Genomic DNA, 20,669 nt, shown 5'->3' on the forward strand with positions numbered 1-20,669 from the left:
GACTACGAGCAAACGCGGCGGCCGCGCCGCTATCGATACGGCTACAGCTTGAGGAGAACACATGTCTGAGATATCCGAGATGACACGCGACAAGTGGATCATGAGCACGTTTCCCGAATGGGGCACCTGGCTCACCGAGGAGATCGATCGCACCGAGGTCGAGCCCGGGTCGGTCTCGATGTGGTGGTTGGGCTGCACCGGCATCTGGATGAAGACGCCGGGCGACGCGAACATCACCATCGATCTGTGGAGCGGTAACGGCAAGCGGACGCACGGAAACGGCAAGATGGCCGTCGGGCACCAGATGGCGAACATGGCCGGTGTTCGCGACATGCAGCCGAACCTGCGCGCCATTCCGTTTGTGATCGACCCGTTCGCCGTCGAGCACGTCGACGCCGTGCTCGCGACCCACTATCACCAAGACCATATGAGCAAGGAGTTCGCCGCCCACGTCGTGCGCAGCGCGATGATGACGCGCGACGAGAGCGCAACCGAGATCCCGGTTCCCTTCGTGGGACCGCAGAAGTCGGTCGACACGTGGGTCAGATGGGGGGTCCCGCAGGAGCGCTGCATCGTCGTTCATCCGGGAGACGTCATACGCATCAAGGACCTCGAGATAGTGGTCCTCGACTCGTTCGACCGCACGTGCATCACCACGACGGACTCCACCGGAGCGGACCGCGAGGAACTCCGGGGGGTCTGTCCGATGGATATGGATGAGAAGGCCGTGAACTACCTGATCCGCACGCCCGGTGGCAACATCTACCACAGCGGTGACTCGCATTATTCGATCCGCTTCGCCGCGCACGGCAAGCAGATCGCGCGCGACTACGGCGGCGTGGACGTGGCATTCGGCTCCTACGGATGCAATCCGGTGGGGATGCAGGACAAGATGGAGTCCGGGGACATCCTGCGCATGGCCGAGGGCCTCAAGGCCAAGGTCGTCATCCCCATCCACTACGACGTGTGGACGAACTTCCAGGCCGACCTCGAGGAGATCAAGGTCCTGTGGCAGATGCGCCGCGACCGCCTGGACTACAGCTTTCATCCATTTTTCTGGGAGGTGGGGGGTCACTATACCTACCCCGCGGACAGGGATCGCCTGGCGTATCACCATGACCGTGGGTTCCACGACTGCTTCGAGCACGAGCCCAACGTGCCGTTTCCCAGCGTCTTGTAGCTCGGAAGGCGCCTGTGCGCGGCTCGCCGCCCGCGCGATCGGGGCCAGAGGATGCGCGGGCTGCCCGCCCGCATCGAGATACAGGAGGAACCATGGATCCGGAGTATGTACTCGGCATGTACGAGAAGGCCGTGCCGGCATCGCTGGGGTGGCCCGCCCGGCTGCGCGTCGCGCGCGAGAGCGGCTTTGACTACGTGGAGATCAGCATCGACGAGTCCGATGAGCGTCTGGCCCGTCTGCGATGGAGCGCCGATGAGCGGCGCGCGCTGGCCCGCGCGGTCAGCGAGACGGCCACGCCGGTCAGCTCGATGTGCCTGTCCGCGCATCGTCGCTATCCGCTGGGAGCCCGTGCGCGCTCCGTGCGCGCCCGCTCGCTCGATATCATGGCTCGCGCGATCGATCTCGCCTGCGATCTGGGCGTCCGCACGATCCAGCTCGCGGGCTACGACGTCTACTATGAGCCCTCCGATACCGGTACGCGAAAGCGCTTCGCCGAGAATCTCGCGCGCGTCGCGGAGATGGCGGCGCGCTCCGGGGTCCTGCTCGGTTTCGAGACGATGGAGACGCCGTTCATGGACACCGTCGAGAAGGCGATGAGGTATGTGCACGAGATCGGGAGCCCCTATCTGGGGGTCTATCCGGATATCGGCAATCTCACGAACGCCTCGCTGCGCTCTGGTTCGCCGGTGGCCGACGACATAGCGACCGGCGGCGGGCGCATCATCGCGTGCCACTGCAAGGAGACCGTTGCGGGAGCCTATAGGGAGATCGCGTTCGGCGAGGGCACCACGGACTACGACGGCGCCCTCGCCGCTCTCGTCGAACAAGGGGTTAGAAGATTTGTGGCCGAGTTCTGGTACGTCGGATCCGAGAGATGGCGCCAGGAGACGTCCGCGGCGGCGGCATTCGTGCGCGCCAGAATCGAGGCGGCTCTGATCGGCCGGGGTCTCAGCCGACCGCCAGCTGCGTCATGCGCTCGGACGTCTTGACGGCGAAGCGGCGGTACTCGCCCGGCGTGAGGTTGGTCGCCGCCTTGAAGCGCTGAATGAAGTAGCTGGGGCAGGCGTATCCCAGATAGAAGCTGATATCGGCGACGCTCAGATCGGTTTTTCGGAGCAGATCCTTGCCCCAGGTTATCTTGATCTCATGGATGAAGACCGAATAGGGCCTCCCCATGGCGCGCGCGAAGAGCCTGCTGAAATAGCAGGTGCTCAGATGGCACAGATCGGCGAGAAACGGCAGCTTGGGATTCTCGTCGAAGTTCTCCATGATATAGGTGAGCGCCGGCTTGAGCGCGGGGAAATGCACGAGCGTCTCGGTGAAGTCGAATCTCGTGAGGTGCTCATCAGGCGATCGCTCACGCGAGCCGGTCTGGGCGATCGCGGCGGGGTCGTTGCGCGACCATCGCTGCGCGGGAGCCTCGAAACCCCTGTCGAACGGAGCGAGGCCGCGAAAGCCGTCAGTCCCTCGCGCCGCACCCGCCTGGCGCTCGGCCATGCTGAACAGCGACGTCAGCGTGCCCACGAGGTGAAGCAGAAACAATGAGACCTTGATGACCTCGTCTTGATCGATGATGGGCAGCATGCCGTAGTAGCGCGCGAACTCGGCGCTCGGCAGCTGGGAGAGCTGGGAGACCACGCGCTCCGGCCGGCAGCCTCCGCCGGAATCTCTGAGCTTGAACTCCCCGGCGAGTATCGCGCCCAGGTAGCTGCCCTCCCAGACGATCGGCACGGCGATCTCGGCGATGTCGAAATGGCAGCGGTAGATGTAGGGCACGCCGAGGCGCATCGCCTCGATGCCGCCGCGGGAGTCGCACTTCTCGCATCGCCGGCACAGCTCGGGATCCTCCCGGACCCTCTCGCAGAAGGCGGTCCTGCCGCTGTGCTTGTCCACCGGATGGCCGAAGCAGTCCACGATCAGTATCGCCATGTTGAAGAGGTTTGCCATATCATCTTGCAGCGCGACCAGTTGCTTGAGGTAGTTCCCATTCTCCATAGCGACACCCTGCTTTCGACGTGCACGACAAGATCGTTCCACTTTCAAGGACGATAGCATAAAGACGATACTTCTTGCGCGACTATTAGATTCATGCGGTATATAGCGCATTCGGGGTATCTCTATAATGGGATGCAATCCGAGATTCGACTCGGACGATCTTTGGCGTGCGGAGGGCTCTTTGGCGCGCGAAGGGCTCCCGGAAGGCGAAATACGAAACGAAACGGGAGGCAACAACGATGAGAAAAGCTTTTATCTGCCCGACGAAATACGTGCAGGGTGAAGACGAACTGCTCAACCTGGGCTACTTCGTCACAACGTTCGGCAAGAAGGGCCTGGTCATCATCGACCAAGAGGTCTACGACATCGTCAAACCGAAGCTCGAGCAGACCAAGAAGAATTTCGATATCGATCTGTACATCGGCATCTTCAACGGCGAGTGCTCCCGCGAGGAGATCGCCAGGTTGAAGAAGGTCTCGGCTGACGAGTCGTGCGACTGCACGATCGGAATCGGCGGAGGCAAGACGCTCGACACCGCGAAATGCGTCGCCGAGGGCGAAGCGCTCATCATCTGCCCCACGATTGCCGCGACCGATGCGCCGACGAGCCACTCCGCCGTGGTCTATCATGAGGACGGCACGTTCGACGACTACTTCTACTTCAAGCAGAGCCCCTCGGTCATCCTGATCGACACCACGACCATCGCGGGGGCCCCGGTGCGCTTTCTCGTCTCGGGCATGGGCGACGCGCTGGCGACCTATTTCGAGGCGCGCAACACGTTCCGCGCCAACGCGAACGTCAACGCGGGTCTTCCCTGCGGATACCTCACCAAGCAGACCGCACCGGCCAAGTCCACCTTGAGCGCTCAGGTGCTCGCGCACGCGTGCTATCGCAACCTGCTCGAATACGGCGAGCAGGCACGGGACGCCAACGCGCGCCATGTCGTGACGCCCGCGCTCGAGGCGATCATCGAGACGAACATCCTGCTGTCCGGACTCGGTTTCGAATCCGGTGGTCTGTCGGCGGCTCACGCGATCTATGACGGATTCACGATCTACAAGGGATCCAAGCACATGTACCACGGCGAGGAGGTCGCCTTCGGCACGCTCGCCATGCTCGTCATGCAAGGTGCCGAGCAAAGCGAGATCAAAGAGGTCCTCGACTTCTGCCTGGCGGTCGGTCTGCCCGTCACGCTCGCCGACATCGGCGCCGAGTCGATCACCGACGATGAGCTGCTGGCCGTCGCCGAGAAGGCGTGCATACCCGAGGAATCGGTGCACTCCATCCCGTTCGCGGTCGATCCCCTGATGGTCAAGAACGCCATCATCGCAGCCGATGAGATCGGGAAGAACTATCGGGAGCACGGCCGTCTGGCCTGAGTGCGATCGCTTGTGGCACGGGGCCCGCGGGGCCCCGTGCTCATGAAAGGAGAGCAGAACATGAAAAAGCTCATCAACAGCTGCGAATGCGTTCTCGAAGAGATGATCGAGGGAACGCTCAAGGCATCCGATGGCGCGCTGCGTCGCCTCAGCTCGACCAATGTGCTCGTGCGCGCCGACGCCCCCGTCAAAGGCAAGGTCGCCCTCGTGAGCGGTGGCGGCTCAGGTCATGAGCCGGCCCATGCCGGATATGTCGGCGCCGGCATGCTCGACGCCGCCGTGTGCGGGGAGGTCTTCACCTCGCCGACCCCCGATCAGGTCTACCAGGCCATCAAAGCGGTCGACTCGGGCTCCGGTACGCTGCTGATCGTCAAGAACTACACCGGCGATGTCATGAACTTCGAGATGGCCAAGGGCCTCGCCGCCGCCGAGGGCATCGATGTCGAGATGGTCGTGGTCAACGACGACGTCGCGGTCGAGGACAGCTCCTTCACCGCCGGACGCCGCGGAATCTGCGGCACGGTGCTCGTTCACAAGTGCGCCGGCGCCAAGGCCGATATGGGCGGATCGCTCGCCGAGGTCAAAGCCGTCGCCGAGAAGGTCATCGCCGGCGTGCGCAGCATGGGCATGGCAACCGAGCCCTCCGTGGTGCCCGCCAACGGCAAGCCGAACTTCACCCTCGCCGACGATGAGATCGAGATCGGCATCGGCATCCACGGCGAGCCGGGCACCCATCGCGAGAAGATCAAGAGCGCCGACGCGACCGTCGATGAGCTGCTCGGGATCATTCTGGCCGATATGGATCTGCGCGCGGACGACGAGGTCGCACCGATTCTCAACGGCATGGGAGGCACGCCTCTCATGGAGCTCGACATCCTCTACAACCATCTGCACGATGCGCTTGAGGCCAAGGGCTTCAAGGTGGTCCATCCGCTCGTGGGCAACTACATGACCTCGATCGAGATGAAGGGATTCTCGATCACCCTGCTGAAGCTCGATGAGGAGCTGAAGGAGCTGCTCGGGTATAAGTCGTATGCACCGGCGATGCGCGTCTGAGTCTGCAGGGCTCGGCAGCGCTTCTTACACGCGATGAGAAAGCGAGGCCTCTATGGCTATGGAGGAACTGAAGTTTCAATCAGCAAATGGGAGCCATCAGATCTGCGCATGGATCTACACCCCCTTGGGCGAGCCGCGCGGCATCATCCAGCTCATTCACGGCATGGGCGAGCACTCAAGGCGCTACATGCATATGATCGGTTCATTTTTGGAGGCGGGATTCGTCGTCGCGGCCGACGATCATCTGGCGCACGGCAAGACCGGCATCGAGAACGCCGGGTTGGGCAATCCGGGCACGCACGGATCCGACGGATACCTCGCGTATCTGCGCGATGAGAGGACCCTGCACGATGAGGCGCTCCGCCGCGTCCCCGATGTCCCGTATTTCCTGTTCGGGCACAGCTGGGGCTCTATGATCGCACGGGAGTACGCGGCGAGGTACGGCGAGGATCTTCTCGGCGTGATGCTGTGCGGCGTCGTCTCGCAGTTCGCGGGCTTCGAGCGGATGGTCGAGATCGAGCCGCGGATCGCCGCGGATGCCGACGCCGACGGCGAGCGCTCGGCAGAGGAGTACTTCAAGATCGCGTTCAGCGATGCGAACGATCGCTTCGGGGCCGACGAGGGTCCGAACGCCTGGATCGCGTCGGATCCCGAGGTCGTCGCGGATCACGGCGCAGATCCCTTCAATTCATTCGACCTGACGGTGCAGTTCGCCTATGACGCGGTTCAGCTCTATCGGTCTATCAGCGACCCGGCGTGGGCCGAGCGCGTCGACACGCGGATACCGTTTCATCTGATATCAGGCGATCAGGATCCGACGACGAACTTCGGCGAGGGGCTCTTCCATACGGTGAACGCCTTGGCTGAGTCCGGCCACCAGGTCTCATCTCGCGTCTATCCGGGCTATCGCCATGAGATCCAAAACGAGCGGTCCATTCGCGCGGACGTGGAGGGCGATCTCATCGGTTTCGTGGAGGGCGTTCTCGCATCCGAATAGAGTATGCTGTCAGACAGGTGCAAAGCCTTTGCACCATGCTTTCTGGATTTTTGTTTCTGAGGAGGATCAGCTGTGAACGTGAACCAGTTTTCCGATGTTCTGCGCTGCATGAACACGGTCATCGCCGAGCACAAGGATGAGCTGTCCGAGCTCGATGCCGCCATCGGCGACGGAGACCACGGCGCGAACATGGCGCGCGGCTTCTCGCTGATCGTTCAGGATCTGGATGACAAGGAGTACGCCGGCATCGGCGAGCTGCTGAGCGCTGAGGGCATGGTGCTGCTCTCGAATGTCGGCGGCGCATCGGGGCCGCTGTACGGGACGCTGCTCATCCAGATGGGCGCTCCGCTCAAGGGCTGCGCGGACGCTGATGGCGCTCTGCTCGCCGATGCGTTTCACGCCGGAGTGCTCGCGGTGCACAACTTGGGCAAGGCCGAGATCGGTGACAAGACCATGTACGACGTGCTCGCCCCCGTCGACGATCTTCTCGCCGGATGGCGCGGTGAGGGCGAAGGCCGCCACGCCAGCGCTGCCGAGGTGATCGCGCTGGCAGAGGAGAAGTGCGAGTCCACGCGCGACATGCTCGCGAAGAAGGGCCGCGCGAGCTATCTGAAGGAGCGCAGCATCGGCCACCTCGACCCGGGCGCCCGCTCGTGCTCCCTGCTCATCGAGGTCATGTGCCAGCAGCTCGAGAAGAAGGAGGCCGCGCATGCCTAGCATCGTGGTGGTCTCCCACAGCGAGAAGGTAGCCGAGGGCGTCGTCGAGATCGCCTCGCAGATGGCACCGAGCGTGCGCATGGTCGCCGCCGGCGGGACCGGGGACGGGCGCATCGGTACCGCCGCCGACAGGATCGTCGCGGCGGTCGAGCAAGCTTGGGCAGATGACGGCGTGGTTCTTCTCTACGATCTCGGCTCGGCGGGTATGAACATCCAGGTCGCCATGAGTCTCATGGGCGACAGGGCCTCGAAGATGAAGGTTCTGAAGATCCCGCTCGTCGAGGGCGCGCTCGTCACGGCAACCTATGTGGAGGGCGGTACCGCTCTCGATGAGATCGAGGGCAAGACCGCCGATATGGTGATGGAGAAGTAGCGAGAGATGCAACGCGAGGCATAGCGAGCGCGTCGCATCCGCTGAGTGCGCTCGGTTGGATGAGCGCACCGGATGCGTTCGCGCTGCGATCGAGTACGACACTCATCTCTGTCTTCAGAGATGAGTGTCGCCGTATCAGGGGGGTCGACATGCTCACCGATCGGACACGTGCGATAAAGGAGCGTCTCTTTGCGGGGAGACGACGGGTTTCGCTTGAACGCGCCCGGCTTCTCACCGAGTCGTACCGCCGCACGGAAGGTGAGCCCGTCATCATTCGGCGCGCGAAAGCGCTTCGTCACGTGCTTGCCAACCACGAGATCGTGATCGATGATCTCGATCTGCTGGTGGGCAATCGCAGCGCCTCTCCGCGGGCGGGCGTGCTCTCGCCGGAGATGTCGCCCTACTGGATCTTCCGCGAACTTGATGGGTTCCCCACGCGACCGCAGGATCCCTTCGAGATATCAGAGCGGGCGGCGTCGTTCTATCGAGATGAGCTGTACGATTACTGGAAGGGCAGATCTCTCAACGACTTCTACGTCGAGCATCTGGATGATTCGGTCGCCGCTGGCGAGCGCGATGGCGTGTTCTCGATCGCACAGACCGACAAGGGACAAGGGCACATCATCTGCGATTTTTCCGAGATCCTCACACGCGGATATGGAGGCGTCCTCACCGAGGCGAGCGGGCTGCTCGCGCGCGATCCAGAAAACGCATTTCTTCGCGCTGCGGTGATCTGCCTTGAAGCGGTGATCGCCTACGTGCGCCGTTACGAGCGCGAGGTGATCGACATGTCCGGCCGAGCTGCTTCCACCCGGGCCCGCGAACTCGCGCGGATCGCCGAGATATTGCATCGCATCTCCACCGAGCCCGCGCGAGATCTCTACGACGCCCTGCAGCTCGTGTGGCTCACCGAGGTGGCCCTTCAGCACGAGAGCAACGCGAGTTCGCTGTCGCTCGGTCGAGCCGACCAGTATCTGTGGCCCTTCTATGAGTCCAGCGTCGCGAACGGCGAGTCGCCCGACTTCATCAGGGAGCTCATCCAGTGCTTCTACCTCAAGACCAACTCGATCGTCGCCATTCGCTCGACGAGCAGCGCTTCGTTTTTCGCCGGGTTCCCCATCGGATTCAACCTGGTGGTCGGCGGGGTGGACGACCAAGGGCGGGATTGCGCAAACGAGCTCTCGGACCTGCTGCTTGACGTCCAACGGGATACACGTCTGCCGCAGCCCAATCTCTCGGTGCGCATCCATGCGCATACGCCGCCGGAGCTGTATCGTCGGACATGCGAGATCATTCGGCTGGGTGACGGGCTGCCACAGGTGTTCAACGACGAGGTGAACATCGACGCCTTTGTGAGACGCGGCATCGCGCTGCGAGACGCGCGCGACTACGGCGTGGTGGGCTGTGTCGAGCTGTCTATCCCGGGCAGGATGTACGGACTGCACGACATCTCGATGTTCAACATGGTCCGCTGCCTTGAGCTGACCATCGAGGAGAACCCCGACGGGTTTGCCGACTTCGAGGCGCTCGTCGAGGCGCTCAAGAATACGATCAGTGACTACGTGCGGCTCATGGTTCGTGGTTGCAACACGTGCGATCTGGCGCATCGCGAGACATCGCCGACGCCTTTGCTCTCATGTCTCGTCCGCGATTCGCTCAAGAAGGGACGCGACATCACTTCGGGCGGCGCGCGCTACAACCCCTCCGGCGTCCAGGGTGTCGGCACGGCGAATCTGGCCGATGCGCTCATGGTCATGAAGCGCGCCGTGTTCGGGGAGGGGGAGCACGGCGAGCGCATCGAGCCGGTCATCTCCTACGGGGGACTCCTGAAGCTGCTGAGGGATGATTGGAAGGGCACCGAGGGCGAGACCTGGCGACAGAGGTTCATCAACCGCTATCCGAAGTACGGCAACGATATCGACGAGGTCGATCGGATAGGTGCCGAGCTTCTGGCGTTCTACGCCACCGAGGTCGCGCGGCATTCCAATGTGCGCGGCGGCACCTTCCAGCCAGGTAGCTACACCGTGTCGGCCCATATTCCGCTCGGTGCGGCATGCGGCGCCACACCCGACGGACGCCGCGCCGGCGAGCAGCTCGCCGACGGCGGGCTGTCGCCCATGGTGGGCAGAGACCGACACGGACCCACAGCGAGTCTGCGCTCGGTCAGCAAGCTCGAAAACGAGCTCGATTCGAATGGAAGCCTGCTCAACGTCAAGTTCTCTCCCGCGACGCTCAGCGGCGAGACGGGTCTCGAGAAACTCGAGGCCTACCTGAAGGCGTTTTCGCGCCTTCGGATCCAGCACATACAGTTCAATGTCGTAGATCGCGCCACGCTGGAGGACGCGCAGCGCCATCCCGATCGCCACCGCGACCTCGTGGTGCGCGTGGCAGGCTACAGCGCCATGTTCTGCGAGCTTTCGCAGGCGATACAAGATGACATCATCGCGCGCACCGAGCATGTGCTCTGAGGAGCCCGCGAAGCGCGCAGACCGATCCGGCGGCAGCGCGCCATCGCTTTGCGTCACAAACATTCAGCGATTCTCTCTGCACGACGGAGCGGGCATACGGACCGTCGTCTTTTGCAAGGGTTGCCCGTTTCGCTGCCCATGGTGCTGCAACCCCGAGGATCTGTCGGACGAACCGCAGATTTCGTTCAATTCGCGGCTGTGCATCGGTTGCACGGCTCGTGCGGGGGGCCGGCTCGCCGCGAACGGCTGCCCGTGCGCCACCGCGCCGAGTGATTGTCCCACCGGGGCAAAGGAACTGGCGGGTACCGTTCGCGAAGTCAGCGATCTTGTCGAGGAGATCATGCGCGACCTGGTCTTCTATGAGGAGAGCGGCGGTGGGCTCACCGTTTCGGGAGGCGAGGCGCTCGCGCGTCCGTCGCGCCAGCGCGTCGTCACGGAGCTGCTGCGCCGCTGCAGGCGCCGCGGCATATCCTGCGTCGTCGAGAGCTCGCTGGCGACACCGCTTGCAGATCCCGAAGCGCTGGCGCAGGCGTGTGACGCGCTCCTCGTGGACTTCAAGATCGCCGACAGACGAAGGAGCCGCTCCATCACGGGAATCGATCCGGTCGTGCGCGATGCCAACGTTTCGCGTCTCATCGCACTGGGTACTCCGATCGTCGCACGCATGCCCATCGTGCCGGGCTATACGAATGATCTTGCAAATGTGAGGGCGAATGCGCTCCGGGCCCGCGCGCTCGGCATTCGATATGCGGATATCCTGCCGTTCCATCAGCTGGGGGAGGGCAAGTACGATGCGCTCGGCCTCCCTTACGCCTGCCGCGGCGTCCTGCAGCCAACCGAGTCAGAGGTTGCGGACGCTCTTCGTGCGTGCTCAGACGCCGGCCTGCTCGCCACCGTGCGCGATGAGGTCCGGGCGGATCACGGTGATCGATAGAGGCGATCAGGTTTTCAAATTGACGAATGAGCGCGGCGACGACCGCGCTTTGATGGGCGATGCGCACGTGTCGCTCTTCTGGCACCTGAATCAGAGATCAATCTCATGGCGCTCATCGTGTTCGCGATGCTCTTCGCCGTCTCGATCGTTCTGGCACGTGACCGGGGAAAGCCGGTGCTGAGCTTCATGGTCTCCATGGCCGCGGTGTCCAAGAAGCTCATCGGCCTTGTCATGAAGTTCGCGCCGCTCGGTTTGGGCTGCTATTTCTGCATGCTCATCGGAGAGCACGGCAACCAGCTTGCCGGTCCTCTGGCGCGCTGCGTCATCATCTTCATCGCGGTCAGCGTGTTCTACTTCGTCGTCTCCCAGACCGCGTTCGCCTGGATCGCCGCCGGCGGACGCGGAGTCAAGGCATGGTGGAAAAGCTGCATCCCGCCGACCCTCACCGCCTTGGGGACCTGCTCATCGGCTGCGGCACTGCCGGCCAATCTCGCGCAGGCCAAAGGGCTCGGCGTCCCTGAGGAGATCGCCGATCTGGTGATCACCGTCGGATTGAGCCTGCACAAGGACGGCTCGTGTCTGACGCAGATGATGAAGATCGGCTTTCTCTTCGGCGCGTTCGGCATGGTGCTCGCGACACCGGAGCACATCGCGGTGGTGATCGTGATATCGCTGATAGCCTCCATCGTCGAAGGCGGCATTCCGGAAGGCGGCTACGTCTCCGAGGTCATCATCGCGTCCGCTTTCGGGTTTCCGTCCGTCGCCCTTCCCATCATGGTGCTCATCGGCACCATCACCGATTCGGTGGCGACCGCGGTGAACGCTACCGGGGACTCCGGCTTGGCTATGATCGTCGCACGTCTCGTCGAGGGCAAAGATTGGTTCAGCAAAGCTCTGACGCAGAAACAAGACGAGGACATCGAGTCCGAGGGTGCGGCCGCATGATGGAGTGACGCGGCAGGCCTTTCCGCAGAGGCGAAACAAGCCGGCCTCAGTCTCCTTTGGTCTCGAATCGCTTGGTCAGAGCGAAGCTGGCGTAGATCGCGATGACCAATGCCGCTGCCCCGAGCAGCGTTGTCGCGCCGAGCGGGATCATCTTCTCGTATACGGCCCAGACGACGCCAAGCAGGGCGATCTGTAAGAGCCAGGAGACACAGGATTGACCGCCGACGGGTTTGAAGAGGCATTTCAACATGAGATTCACCTTTCTGTCGATCTATTCGGGTATGTCGCCGTTTTCGGGGATGTAGCCGATCTTGTCCGAGATGCGTTTCGGGAGGGGGATCTGGGGATCAACATGAGGATTGTTCAGATGGACTCTGCTGTTCGTCTTGCGGTATTCGGACGGTGAGAGCCCGGTGGCCGTCCGGAAATGCCGCATGAAGACCTTTGGATCGTTGAAGTAGGAGGCGCGGGCGACTTCTTTGATCGTCATCTCGGTGTGCACGAGCAAGACCTCGGCGACCTCGATCTTGAGATGGTTAATGTAGCGCAGGGTCGTCATTCCGGTGCTCCGATTGAACAGACGCGTCAGATAGTCGACGTTCAGATGCGCCGTGCGCGCGATCTCTGCGACGCTCAGCGTGGCAGACATATTTGCGCGAATCCATTCTTGCAGGTAGCTCATGCGATCATCCTCAATTGTTCGATGAACGTTCGCATAGCTTTTGAACAATTCGATCAACAGGGCAGATGTGAGGTAGTCGCATTCGTCCAGTCCGAACTCCACGTTCGATGTACAGCGCTCTGCCAGGATCTCGTGCAGGCCGACGAGGAGACGATGCCTATCCGGCGCTTGGAATTGCATAGGCAGAACGATCTGCTGCGAGGATGCCTCGAGCAGTCGCAGGATGTCACCGAGCTCGGAGTCGGTGGTGAAGGGCACCTCCTCGTGCTGACTGAAGAAATGCAGCCAGAAGAAATCGACCGGCTTCTGCGACATTCGAGAGCCCTCGAGCCTCGTGAACGGGGGAACGACGAACACATCGCCCGCACCGATGGTATAGTCCTCTTTTCCCACGGTCAGATAGAATGGCCCCTTGATGCAGAACATAATTTCGTAATCCCCCCGGTGATAGACCGCACGATGCCTCCACGGTTCTGTGCAGGAGAACTCGCCGCCCTTGTAGAACAGGACCGGCCGCTCCAGGTGAAACGGAAAAAACTGCATCAGGCTTCTCCTTCCCGCCGGGTGCGTTGAGCACGCGTGCAAACCATGTCGGAAACTGTTGCCAGAGCTCGGGAAATTGTCGTATTGAAATATCGGAAATAGTCACCAAAAGTCGAAAAGCCTGATAAGAAAAGAATGATTCTAGCTTTACGTCGGAAATGAACACCACTTCATGCATTATCGACCTTTTCGGTGAGAATGCAATCGCCTAAGATAGCTCCAAGTCGACAAGACTGCGTGCGCACGGTCTGCCAAGACGCTACGACCGAAGGGATGATCCTGTTATGGAAACAACCCGTGACTTAGCCGATGCCGGCACCGTGGCCGCTGTTGAGAGCGACGATCATCTGCCGTTGCATCGCAAAATCACCTACGCGTTCACCGATGTGTCCGGAAATCTGCTGTACTGCATCATCTCCAGCTTTCTGCTTTACTTCTTTACCGAGGTGTTCGGTCTGTCCGTGGGCACCGCCGGCACCTTGCTGCTCGTGGCCCGTTTCTTCGACGCTCTGGACGCACCGATCTGGGGCATTATCATCGATCACACGAACAGCAAGTACGGGAAGAGTCGCCCGTGGTTCCTCTGGATGGCCCTGCCATTCACGCTGTTCGTATGGCTTCTGTTCACGACGCCGAACATCTCCGGTCCGGCGAAGGTCGCCTATGCCGGCGTGATGTACATCCTCGCCGGCATCTCCTACACTGGCATGTCCACACCGATCACCTCCGTGCTGCCCAATCTCACCTCAGACCCCCAAGAGCGCACGATCGCCAACTCGTTCCGCATGATCGGCGGCAACATCGGCAACTTCTTCGCCGTGACCTTCATTTTGCCGTTCGCAACGATGCTCGGTGGTGCGGATCGGCAGCGTGGCTGGTCGATGGCCGTGGCCGTCTACGCCGTGGTGGCTCTGGTTCTTCTGCTCATCGCTTTCTGGGACATGCGGGAGAAGAACATTGAGACATGCGGGACCGTCACGATCAGGCAGAGCCTCCGGGCGGCCAAGGGCAACTGGCCTTGGGTGCTGATCGTCGTCGCCAACGTCATCTTCTGGGTCGGCCTCATGACGAGAAACTCGATGCTGGCATACTTCTTCCAGTACAACATGCATGACGAGAACCTGATCGCGCTGTTCAACGGGGTCTCCATCATTCAGGCCATCGGCATGGCAGGCATCCCGCTGGTCGTCAAGGTGTGGGGCAAGTGGGCCGCAACGACGACGGGCCTGACGGTTGCGATCATAGGTCATGTTATCATGGGCCTGAGCGGCGACAACCTTTCGATTCTGATGCTCGGTTGGTGTTTGGCCTGCATCGGCAGCGGATCGGCGTGCACGATGTTTTTCGCTATGGTCGGAGACACCGTTGACTTCGGTGAGTGGAAGACCGGCATTCGAGCCGCTGGATTCCTGACGGCCATCGGCAGCTCGTTCTGCATCAAGATGGGCTCTGGCATAGGCTCGTTTCTGCCGGCGCAGATTCTGCGCGCCTTCGGGTACGTCGCCGATTCGTCTCAGAGCGCCACGGCGCTCGCCGGCATAGCGTTCTCCTTCCTGTGGCTGCCGGCGATCATCTTTGCCATCAACATCATTCCGATGGTCGTCTATCGGCGGTTCGAGCGTCAGGAGCCGATCGTCCGGGCTGGTCTGAAACGGCTCCATGCGCAAGAGACGGCGCAGCTTTCTGAGAACGCCTAGACGACGACAAAGAGAGGAGGTCCTCACCATGAGCGTGGAGACCGCAGTGAAATTGGAGAGCGTCGACATCACATCCGGGTTCTGGCAGCGCTACCGCCAGCTGGTAGTTCGCGAGGTGCTGCCCTACCAGTGGGCTGTCATGAACGACGAGGCCGATATCGAGATCACAATGGACCCGCAGCGAAACGGACAGGATCGCAGTTCGCATGCCGTGGCCAATCTGAGGATCGCAGCTGGCAGGATGGACGGGCACCACTACGGGTTTCCGTTCCAGGACACCGACGTGTACAAGTGGCTCGAGGCGGCCGCCTACTCGATGAGCTACGCGCCAAACCCCGATCTGAAGCGCATCACCGACGATCTCGTGGAGCTGATCGCAGCAGCGCAGCAGCCGGATGGCTATCTATCGACATTTTTCCAGATCGAAGCTCCTGAACGCCGTTTCAAGCGGTTGCAGCAGTCCCACGAGCTGTACACGATGGGCCATTACATCGAGGCGGGCGTGGCCTATTACGAGGTCACCGGCAGCAAGCTCGCCCTCGAGATAGCTCGACGTATGGCGGATTGCATCGACGAGAACTTCGGCCTGAGCGAGGGGAAGATCCCCGGCTATGACGGGCACGCTGAGATCGAGCTGGCACTGGCGCGGCTTTTTGAGGTGACCGGAGTGCAGCGCTATCTCGATCTCGCGCACTTCTTTCTGAGCCAGCGCGGAGTCGATCCCGAGTTCTTCGAGCGCCAGATCGAGGCGGACGGCTGGGAGCGCGATCTGATCCCGATCATGCGCGGCCTTCCGCGCCGATATTATCAGGCGGCCGAGCCGATTCGCGACCAGAAGACCGCCGATGGCCACGCGGTGCGGGTGGTCTATCTGTGCTGCGGCATGGCGTATGTGGCGCGGCTCACCGGTGACAGGGACCTGCTCGACGCCTGTCACCGTCTGTGGGAGGACATCGTTTCGCGCCGGATGTACATCACGGGAAACATCGGTTCGACAACGGCCGGGGAGGCCTTCACCTACGACTACGATCTGCCTGCTGACACGATGTACGGCGAGACGTGCGCCTCGGTGGGCATGTCCTTCTTCGCGCGTCAGATGCTTGAGATCGAGCCGAGAGGCGAGTATGCCGATGTGCTGGAGAAAGAGCTGTTCAACGGTGCGCTGAGCGGAATGTCCCTTGACGGACGGCACTTCTTCTATGTCAACCCGCTTGAAGCCGATCCAGCGGCCACTGCGGGCAACCCGGGCAAGAGTCACGTTCTGACCCAACGGGCGGACTGGTTCGGCTGCGCGTGCTGTCCGGCAAACCTGGCGCGTCTCATCGCCTCGGTCGATCGCTATCTGTATACCGTGAGCGGCACAGCGATTCTGTCGCATCAGTTCATCGCGAACACTGCTACGTTCACCGATGGCGTTCGCATCACCCAGACGAATGATTTTCCCTGGGATGGCGAAATCCGCTACGAGATCGACAATCCCGTGAGGCGTGCTTTCAAGCTGGGTCTCCGGATTCCCTCATGGTCGGCTGGCACCGCTCGGCTGACCGTGGACGGCGTGGCTCGCGATATCGATGCGCGCGACGGTTTTGCGTACGTGAACGTTGACAGCTCGCGTCTCACCATCGAGCTTGAGCTCGACATGAGCGTGAGGCTCATGCGAGCATCCAACCGTGTCCGGGAGACCTTCGGAAAGCTCGCCGTACAGCGCGGACCGATCGTCTATGCCGCCGAGCAGGCTGACAATGAGGGCCCGCTGTGGCTCTACACGCTCGGTCACGATATGAAGACCGATGCTCGCTACGAGTCCGATCTGCTTGAGGGCGTGGAGATCATCCAAGTCGATGCGCGGCGCCAGCCGCAGGATGGCGCCGATGCGGCGCTCTACACCGATGCCGCCGCCGCGCCGGCTGAAGCCGCTCGGCTGACCCTGATCCCGTATTTCGCCTGGGCCAACCGGGAGAACGGACAGATGCAGGTGTGGCTGAATTCAGGCGACTGAACAGGAGCATCGCTAAGTCGGACCGCTGTATCGCGTCGGCGTCCGTCCTACAGCTCGGCTGCAAGGCGGACGCCCATGAGGTGACCCATGACCGAGGCCATCATGAGGCCGCGCGTCCAGCCGCTCGAATCGCCCAGACAGTGCAGATTCGCCACGTTCGTGGTGAAGTCGGCGTCCATGGAGATGCGGTTGCTGTAGAACTTGAGCTCCGGTGCGTAGAGCAGGGTCTCAGCCGAGGCGAATCCGGGGATCGCCTTGTCCACGGCCACCATGAACGCCACGATCGATGTCATGGTGCGAAAGGGAAGCGCGCTCGTGATATCGCCGGCCACGGCGTCGGGCAGCGTGGGCTGCACGTTCGAGCGATCGAGCTCCTTTTGCCAGGTGCGTTTGCCATCCAACACGTCCCCGAAGCGCTGCACGAGGATGTGCCCGTCTCCGAGCATGTTGCACAGTCTGCCGATGTTCTGAGCGTATGCGATGGGTTGGTTGAACGGCTCGCGGAAGTTGTGGGAGCACAGGATCGCGAGATTGGTGTTATCCGATTTGCGCTGCTTGAACGAGTGGCCGTTCACCACCGCGAGCCCGCCATCGTAGTTCTCCTGGGCGACGAAACCGCCGGGGTTCTGGCAGAACGTCCTGACCTTGTTGCGGAACGGATTGGGGTAGCCGATGAGCTTGCCCTCATAGAGCACCTGGTTGACGTGCTCTATGACCTCGTTTCTCATTTCGATGCGAACGCCGATGTCGACCGGGCCCGGGGTATGGCTGATATCATGCTCGCTGCACAGGCGCTCGAGCCAGTCGGCACCGCGTCGGCCGGTCGCGATGATCACGCGTCGCGCATCGATGCGCTGCTCGCCGTCGGCGCCGCGCGCGATGACACCGGTGCATTCGCTGTTCTCGATCACGAGATCCAGGCATTCGGTCTTGAAGCGGATGTCCACGCCCGCGTCCATAAGATGATGCTCGATCGCAAGATAGAGCTCTTGGGCCTTCTCGGTTCCCAGATGGCGGATGGGACAGTCGACCATCTTGAGCCCGGCGCGTATCGCGCGCAGTCGTATCTCGCGGATCTGCTCACCGTCCCCGGTGCCCTCGACGCGTTCGTCGGCACCGAAGCCGAGGTAGATGTTATCGACGTCTTTGATGGTCGCCTGCGCGCGCTCGGCGCCGATCAGCTCCGGCAGATCCCCGCCCACCTCTGCTGACAAGGAGAGCTTGCCATCGGAAAAGGCACCGGCACCGGAGAAGCCGGTCGTGATGTTGCACGGCGTGCATTCCGTGCACCGGCCGCAGCGATCCTTCGGGCAGCTCCTCTTCTCCACGGGCAGGCCGCGCTCGAGCATCATGATGCGAAGATCGGATCGGGTGCGCAGGAGCTCGAGTGCAGTAAAGATGCCCGAAGGGCCAGCTCCGACGATGATGACGTCTGCTTTCATGAATAACTCCTCGTGTTCGGAGGGCGTGTTGCAATAGCCGGAGACTTCTGTCCGGATGCGAATCAGCCTAGGCGATACCGTCTTCACGCTACGCTACGCCATGTGCTCACATGAGGCAAGCCGTTACGTTCCGTATCGAAATTTGGTGTACACATGCAATACCCACTTCGGGGCCTATCTCATAGCGATCATGCAATATGGAAGGCAGCGCGGGCGATGGAGTCGGATGCGCTGTTCTCATACTATAGTCGACGATGGGAGGATGAGATGCAGACGATCGATCTGGTTCGTTTCCTTCGGAGTACGGATTGTGCCGTAGCATCAGAGCTGTCGTCGCGATTTGATGCAAGCGTTCGAACCGTTCGCGCCCATATTCATGAAGCAAACACCGCGCTCAAAGGTATTGCTTCAATTCGGTTCTCGCGCCAACTGAATGGCTATCACCTGCTGGTACACGATGGGCGCGCACTTGACGTGTGGCTTGGGCATAGCGAGAGCCTTGTCAGCAACAGCAATCGTCTCTCGCCTGAAGGTCGTGTCGCATATCTGATCAACGATCTGATCCAGCGGACGGATTGGGTTACGATCTCGGATTTCGCCACGCTGCTATTCATATCGCCTCAGAGCATTTCAAAGGATTTGAAAGCTGCCGAAACGATCATTGCACGGTATGGCCTCCGCATTGTAAAAAAGCCGCGGTACGGAATTCGCATCGAGGGCTCAGAGATGGCACGCCGACTGTGCTTGGCAGGTTACGTGTCTCAGTATCCGAATGAGATCGATCGGCTCGCCCTGAGATCAGATGGTGAGCTCGCGATAAATCCGGGTAGAGTTACCACCTGTATCGAAAACGTGCTGAATGAAACTGACTTGTATCTGAGCTCCGTCGCCTTTTCGAATCTGGTCGCCCATGTTGTCGTAGCTCTTTTTCGAATCACCAAAGCCTGCTACATCCCTCTCGATGAACAGCAACTGAGCGCACTACGCGATAGCCCGGAGTTTCCCATCGCGCGGCGAATCGCGATGAACATCGGACATGTATGCAAGATCGATGTGCCCGAATCTGAGATGGCATACATCGCCATTCATCTCGCGGGGAAGAAAACCCTCGTTTCACACGTCGGGGTAGATCCGGAAAGCAGTCAGGGCGAACTGGTCATCACTCAAGAAATCTGGTCTGCGGTCAGCGCGGCTCTCGATCGCATCTGGGAGTCCTTTCAGTTTGATTTGAGAAGCGATCTTGAGCTGCGCATGAATCTAGCTCGGCATCTCGTACCGCTCGCTTCACGATTGAAATATCGTCTCAGGGCAGACAACCCTATTCTTGACCAGATCAAGTTGCGCTACCCACTTGCGTTCTCCATGGCACTTGATGTAGGGATCGCGTTGGAGGAATGGTCGGGCACGCAACTGTGCGAGGAGGAGACTGGATATATCGCCCTTGCATTGGCTCTTGCCCTCGAGCGAAAGCGAAGCGCATCGCCCAAGAGAAATATCCTTGTGGTCTGCGCCACCGGACTGGGTACGACGCGCCTGCTCGAATCGGCTATAAGGCGAACGTTCGGAGCGAAGATCGGCGACATAGTCCACTGCGACGCTCTTCATGTGCAAGGGATCGATTTCTCCGGCATCGATTATGTGTTCACCACCGTTCCCCTTGACGTGTCTGTGCCCGTTCCGGTTCAACAGATCAGTTGCTTCCTCGATGCTGACGATATCTCAGATATCGATAAGCTTCTGGATGGAAGCTCTCGAGAAACGAGATTTCTGACGCAGTTGTTTGACGAGGATCTGTTTATTGCGCATCTAACAGGTCAAGACCGATTTGCGATTCTCGATTCAATGTGCGATCGCCTGATCAAAGATGCCAACGTGAGCCCAAAGCTGACTGATCTGGTCATCGCCCGAGAGGAGAAGGCGTCGACTGCTTTCGGCAACTCAATCGCGCTTCCGCATCCAGCCCGTGCGGTCTCCGATCGCACACGGATCTGCGTGGGCCTGCTTGATCAGCCTGTAGCATGGGGAGAACAGGAGGTTCAGATTGTTTTGCTTGTATCGATAGGCATCGACGATCGCGAGGCATTGGATTTCTTCTTTTCAAGGGCCGCACGTCTCCTGTCCAATCCTCTCAAAGTGAAGCGGCTTCTGGAAACCCGTCGTTTCGAGACGTTCATCTACCAATTTGGTTCAACTGGCAACGCGCATGAGTAGCTATTCAAGTGAGATGGTATCCGGAATGCCGGCTGGCTTGTCGCGAAAGGC

Annotated in this window: 17 protein-coding genes; 13 read left to right on the forward strand and 4 right to left on the reverse strand. The window is 61.0% G+C overall.

The window, feature by feature from the left end; genetic code table 11:
- Positions 1-61: 61 nt before the first annotated feature.
- Complete coding sequence (gene ulaG / locus CORGL_RS02485; protein WP_013708345.1) at positions 62-1,180, forward strand: L-ascorbate 6-phosphate lactonase; 1,119 nt, start codon at positions 62-64, stop codon at positions 1,178-1,180.
- A gap of 92 nt (positions 1,181-1,272) precedes the next feature.
- Entirely contained in the window at positions 1,273-2,169 is an 897-nt protein-coding gene (locus tag CORGL_RS02490) for an L-ribulose-5-phosphate 3-epimerase (RefSeq protein ID WP_013708346.1), read from the forward strand.
- Here CORGL_RS02490 and CORGL_RS02495 read toward each other — a convergent pair.
- On the reverse strand, positions 2,129-3,175 hold the full coding sequence (locus CORGL_RS02495) for a PocR ligand-binding domain-containing protein (RefSeq protein WP_013708347.1): 1,047 nt from the start codon (positions 3,173-3,175) through the stop codon (positions 2,129-2,131). The genes CORGL_RS02490 and CORGL_RS02495 overlap by 41 nt on opposite strands.
- Before the next feature lie 239 nt (positions 3,176-3,414).
- Between CORGL_RS02495 and CORGL_RS02500 the strand changes: the two genes are divergently transcribed.
- From CORGL_RS02500 to CORGL_RS02535, 8 genes are all read left to right on the forward strand, one after another.
- Positions 3,415-4,554: a glycerol dehydrogenase gene (locus tag CORGL_RS02500; protein ID WP_013708348.1), complete on the forward strand. Its 1,140-nt coding sequence runs from the start codon at positions 3,415-3,417 to the stop codon at positions 4,552-4,554.
- Between the two features lie 60 nt (positions 4,555-4,614).
- A complete protein-coding gene (dhaK, locus tag CORGL_RS02505; protein WP_013708349.1) occupies positions 4,615-5,610 on the forward strand; it encodes a dihydroxyacetone kinase subunit DhaK in 996 nt (331 codons plus the stop codon).
- A gap of 58 nt (positions 5,611-5,668) precedes the next feature.
- A complete protein-coding gene (locus tag CORGL_RS02510) occupies positions 5,669-6,607 on the forward strand; it encodes an alpha/beta fold hydrolase (RefSeq protein WP_172633519.1) in 939 nt (312 codons plus the stop codon).
- A 72-nt stretch (positions 6,608-6,679) separates the two neighbouring features.
- Positions 6,680-7,324, forward strand: a complete 645-nt coding sequence (dhaL, locus tag CORGL_RS02515; RefSeq protein ID WP_013708351.1) for a dihydroxyacetone kinase subunit DhaL — start codon at positions 6,680-6,682, stop codon at positions 7,322-7,324.
- Positions 7,317-7,697: a dihydroxyacetone kinase phosphoryl donor subunit DhaM gene (dhaM, locus tag CORGL_RS02520; protein WP_013708352.1), complete on the forward strand. Its 381-nt coding sequence runs from the start codon at positions 7,317-7,319 to the stop codon at positions 7,695-7,697. The genes dhaL and dhaM overlap by 8 nt, the downstream gene beginning before the upstream one ends.
- A 59-nt stretch (positions 7,698-7,756) precedes the next feature.
- Entirely contained in the window at positions 7,757-10,165 is a 2,409-nt protein-coding gene (locus CORGL_RS02525) for a formate C-acetyltransferase/glycerol dehydratase family glycyl radical enzyme (RefSeq protein WP_280985027.1), read from the forward strand.
- The gene (locus tag CORGL_RS02530; RefSeq protein WP_013708354.1) at positions 10,131-11,099 is read left to right on the forward strand and encodes a glycyl-radical enzyme activating protein; all 969 of its coding nucleotides are present in this window, start codon (positions 10,131-10,133) and stop codon (positions 11,097-11,099) included. The genes CORGL_RS02525 and CORGL_RS02530 overlap by 35 nt, the downstream gene beginning before the upstream one ends.
- Before the next feature lie 105 nt (positions 11,100-11,204).
- A complete protein-coding gene (locus CORGL_RS02535; RefSeq protein ID WP_049777669.1) occupies positions 11,205-12,044 on the forward strand; it encodes a dicarboxylate/amino acid:cation symporter in 840 nt (279 codons plus the stop codon).
- 46 nt (positions 12,045-12,090) lie between these two features.
- On the opposite strand, the gene CORGL_RS02540 is transcribed toward CORGL_RS02535, so the two are convergent.
- Both CORGL_RS02540 and CORGL_RS02545 read right to left on the reverse strand, forming a co-directional pair.
- Positions 12,091-12,294 carry a hypothetical protein gene (locus CORGL_RS02540; protein WP_013708355.1) on the reverse strand — a complete coding sequence of 68 codons (204 nt, stop codon included), beginning with the start codon at positions 12,292-12,294 and terminating at the stop codon, positions 12,091-12,093.
- Positions 12,295-12,315: 21 nt separating this feature from the next.
- Positions 12,316-13,269 (reverse strand): helix-turn-helix domain-containing protein, encoded by a 954-nt coding sequence (locus tag CORGL_RS02545; protein ID WP_013708356.1) that lies wholly within the window; start codon positions 13,267-13,269, stop codon positions 12,316-12,318.
- A gap of 284 nt (positions 13,270-13,553) precedes the next feature.
- Between CORGL_RS02545 and CORGL_RS02550 the strand changes: the two genes are divergently transcribed.
- Together CORGL_RS02550 and CORGL_RS02555 are read left to right on the forward strand one after the other, a co-directional pair.
- Positions 13,554-14,966: a glycoside-pentoside-hexuronide (GPH):cation symporter gene (locus CORGL_RS02550; RefSeq protein WP_013708357.1), complete on the forward strand. Its 1,413-nt coding sequence runs from the start codon at positions 13,554-13,556 to the stop codon at positions 14,964-14,966.
- 28 nt (positions 14,967-14,994) lie between these two features.
- Positions 14,995-16,965, forward strand: coding sequence for a glycoside hydrolase family 127 protein (locus CORGL_RS02555; protein ID WP_013708358.1), 1,971 nt, complete (start codon positions 14,995-14,997; stop codon positions 16,963-16,965).
- Positions 16,966-17,012: 47 nt separating this feature from the next.
- Here CORGL_RS02555 and CORGL_RS02560 read toward each other — a convergent pair whose 3' ends face one another.
- Complete coding sequence (locus CORGL_RS02560; protein ID WP_013708359.1) at positions 17,013-18,407, reverse strand: NAD(P)/FAD-dependent oxidoreductase; 1,395 nt, start codon at positions 18,405-18,407, stop codon at positions 17,013-17,015.
- A gap of 267 nt (positions 18,408-18,674) precedes the next feature.
- On the opposite strand from CORGL_RS02560, the gene CORGL_RS02565 reads away from it, so the two are divergent.
- Positions 18,675-20,618, forward strand: coding sequence for a BglG family transcription antiterminator (locus CORGL_RS02565; protein WP_013708360.1), 1,944 nt, complete (start codon positions 18,675-18,677; stop codon positions 20,616-20,618).
- Positions 20,619-20,669 lie beyond the last annotated feature (51 nt).

Origin of the sequence: Coriobacterium glomerans PW2 (assembly GCF_000195315.1) — a bacterium.
Taxonomy (GTDB): Bacteria; Actinomycetota; Coriobacteriia; order Coriobacteriales; family Coriobacteriaceae; genus Coriobacterium; species Coriobacterium glomerans.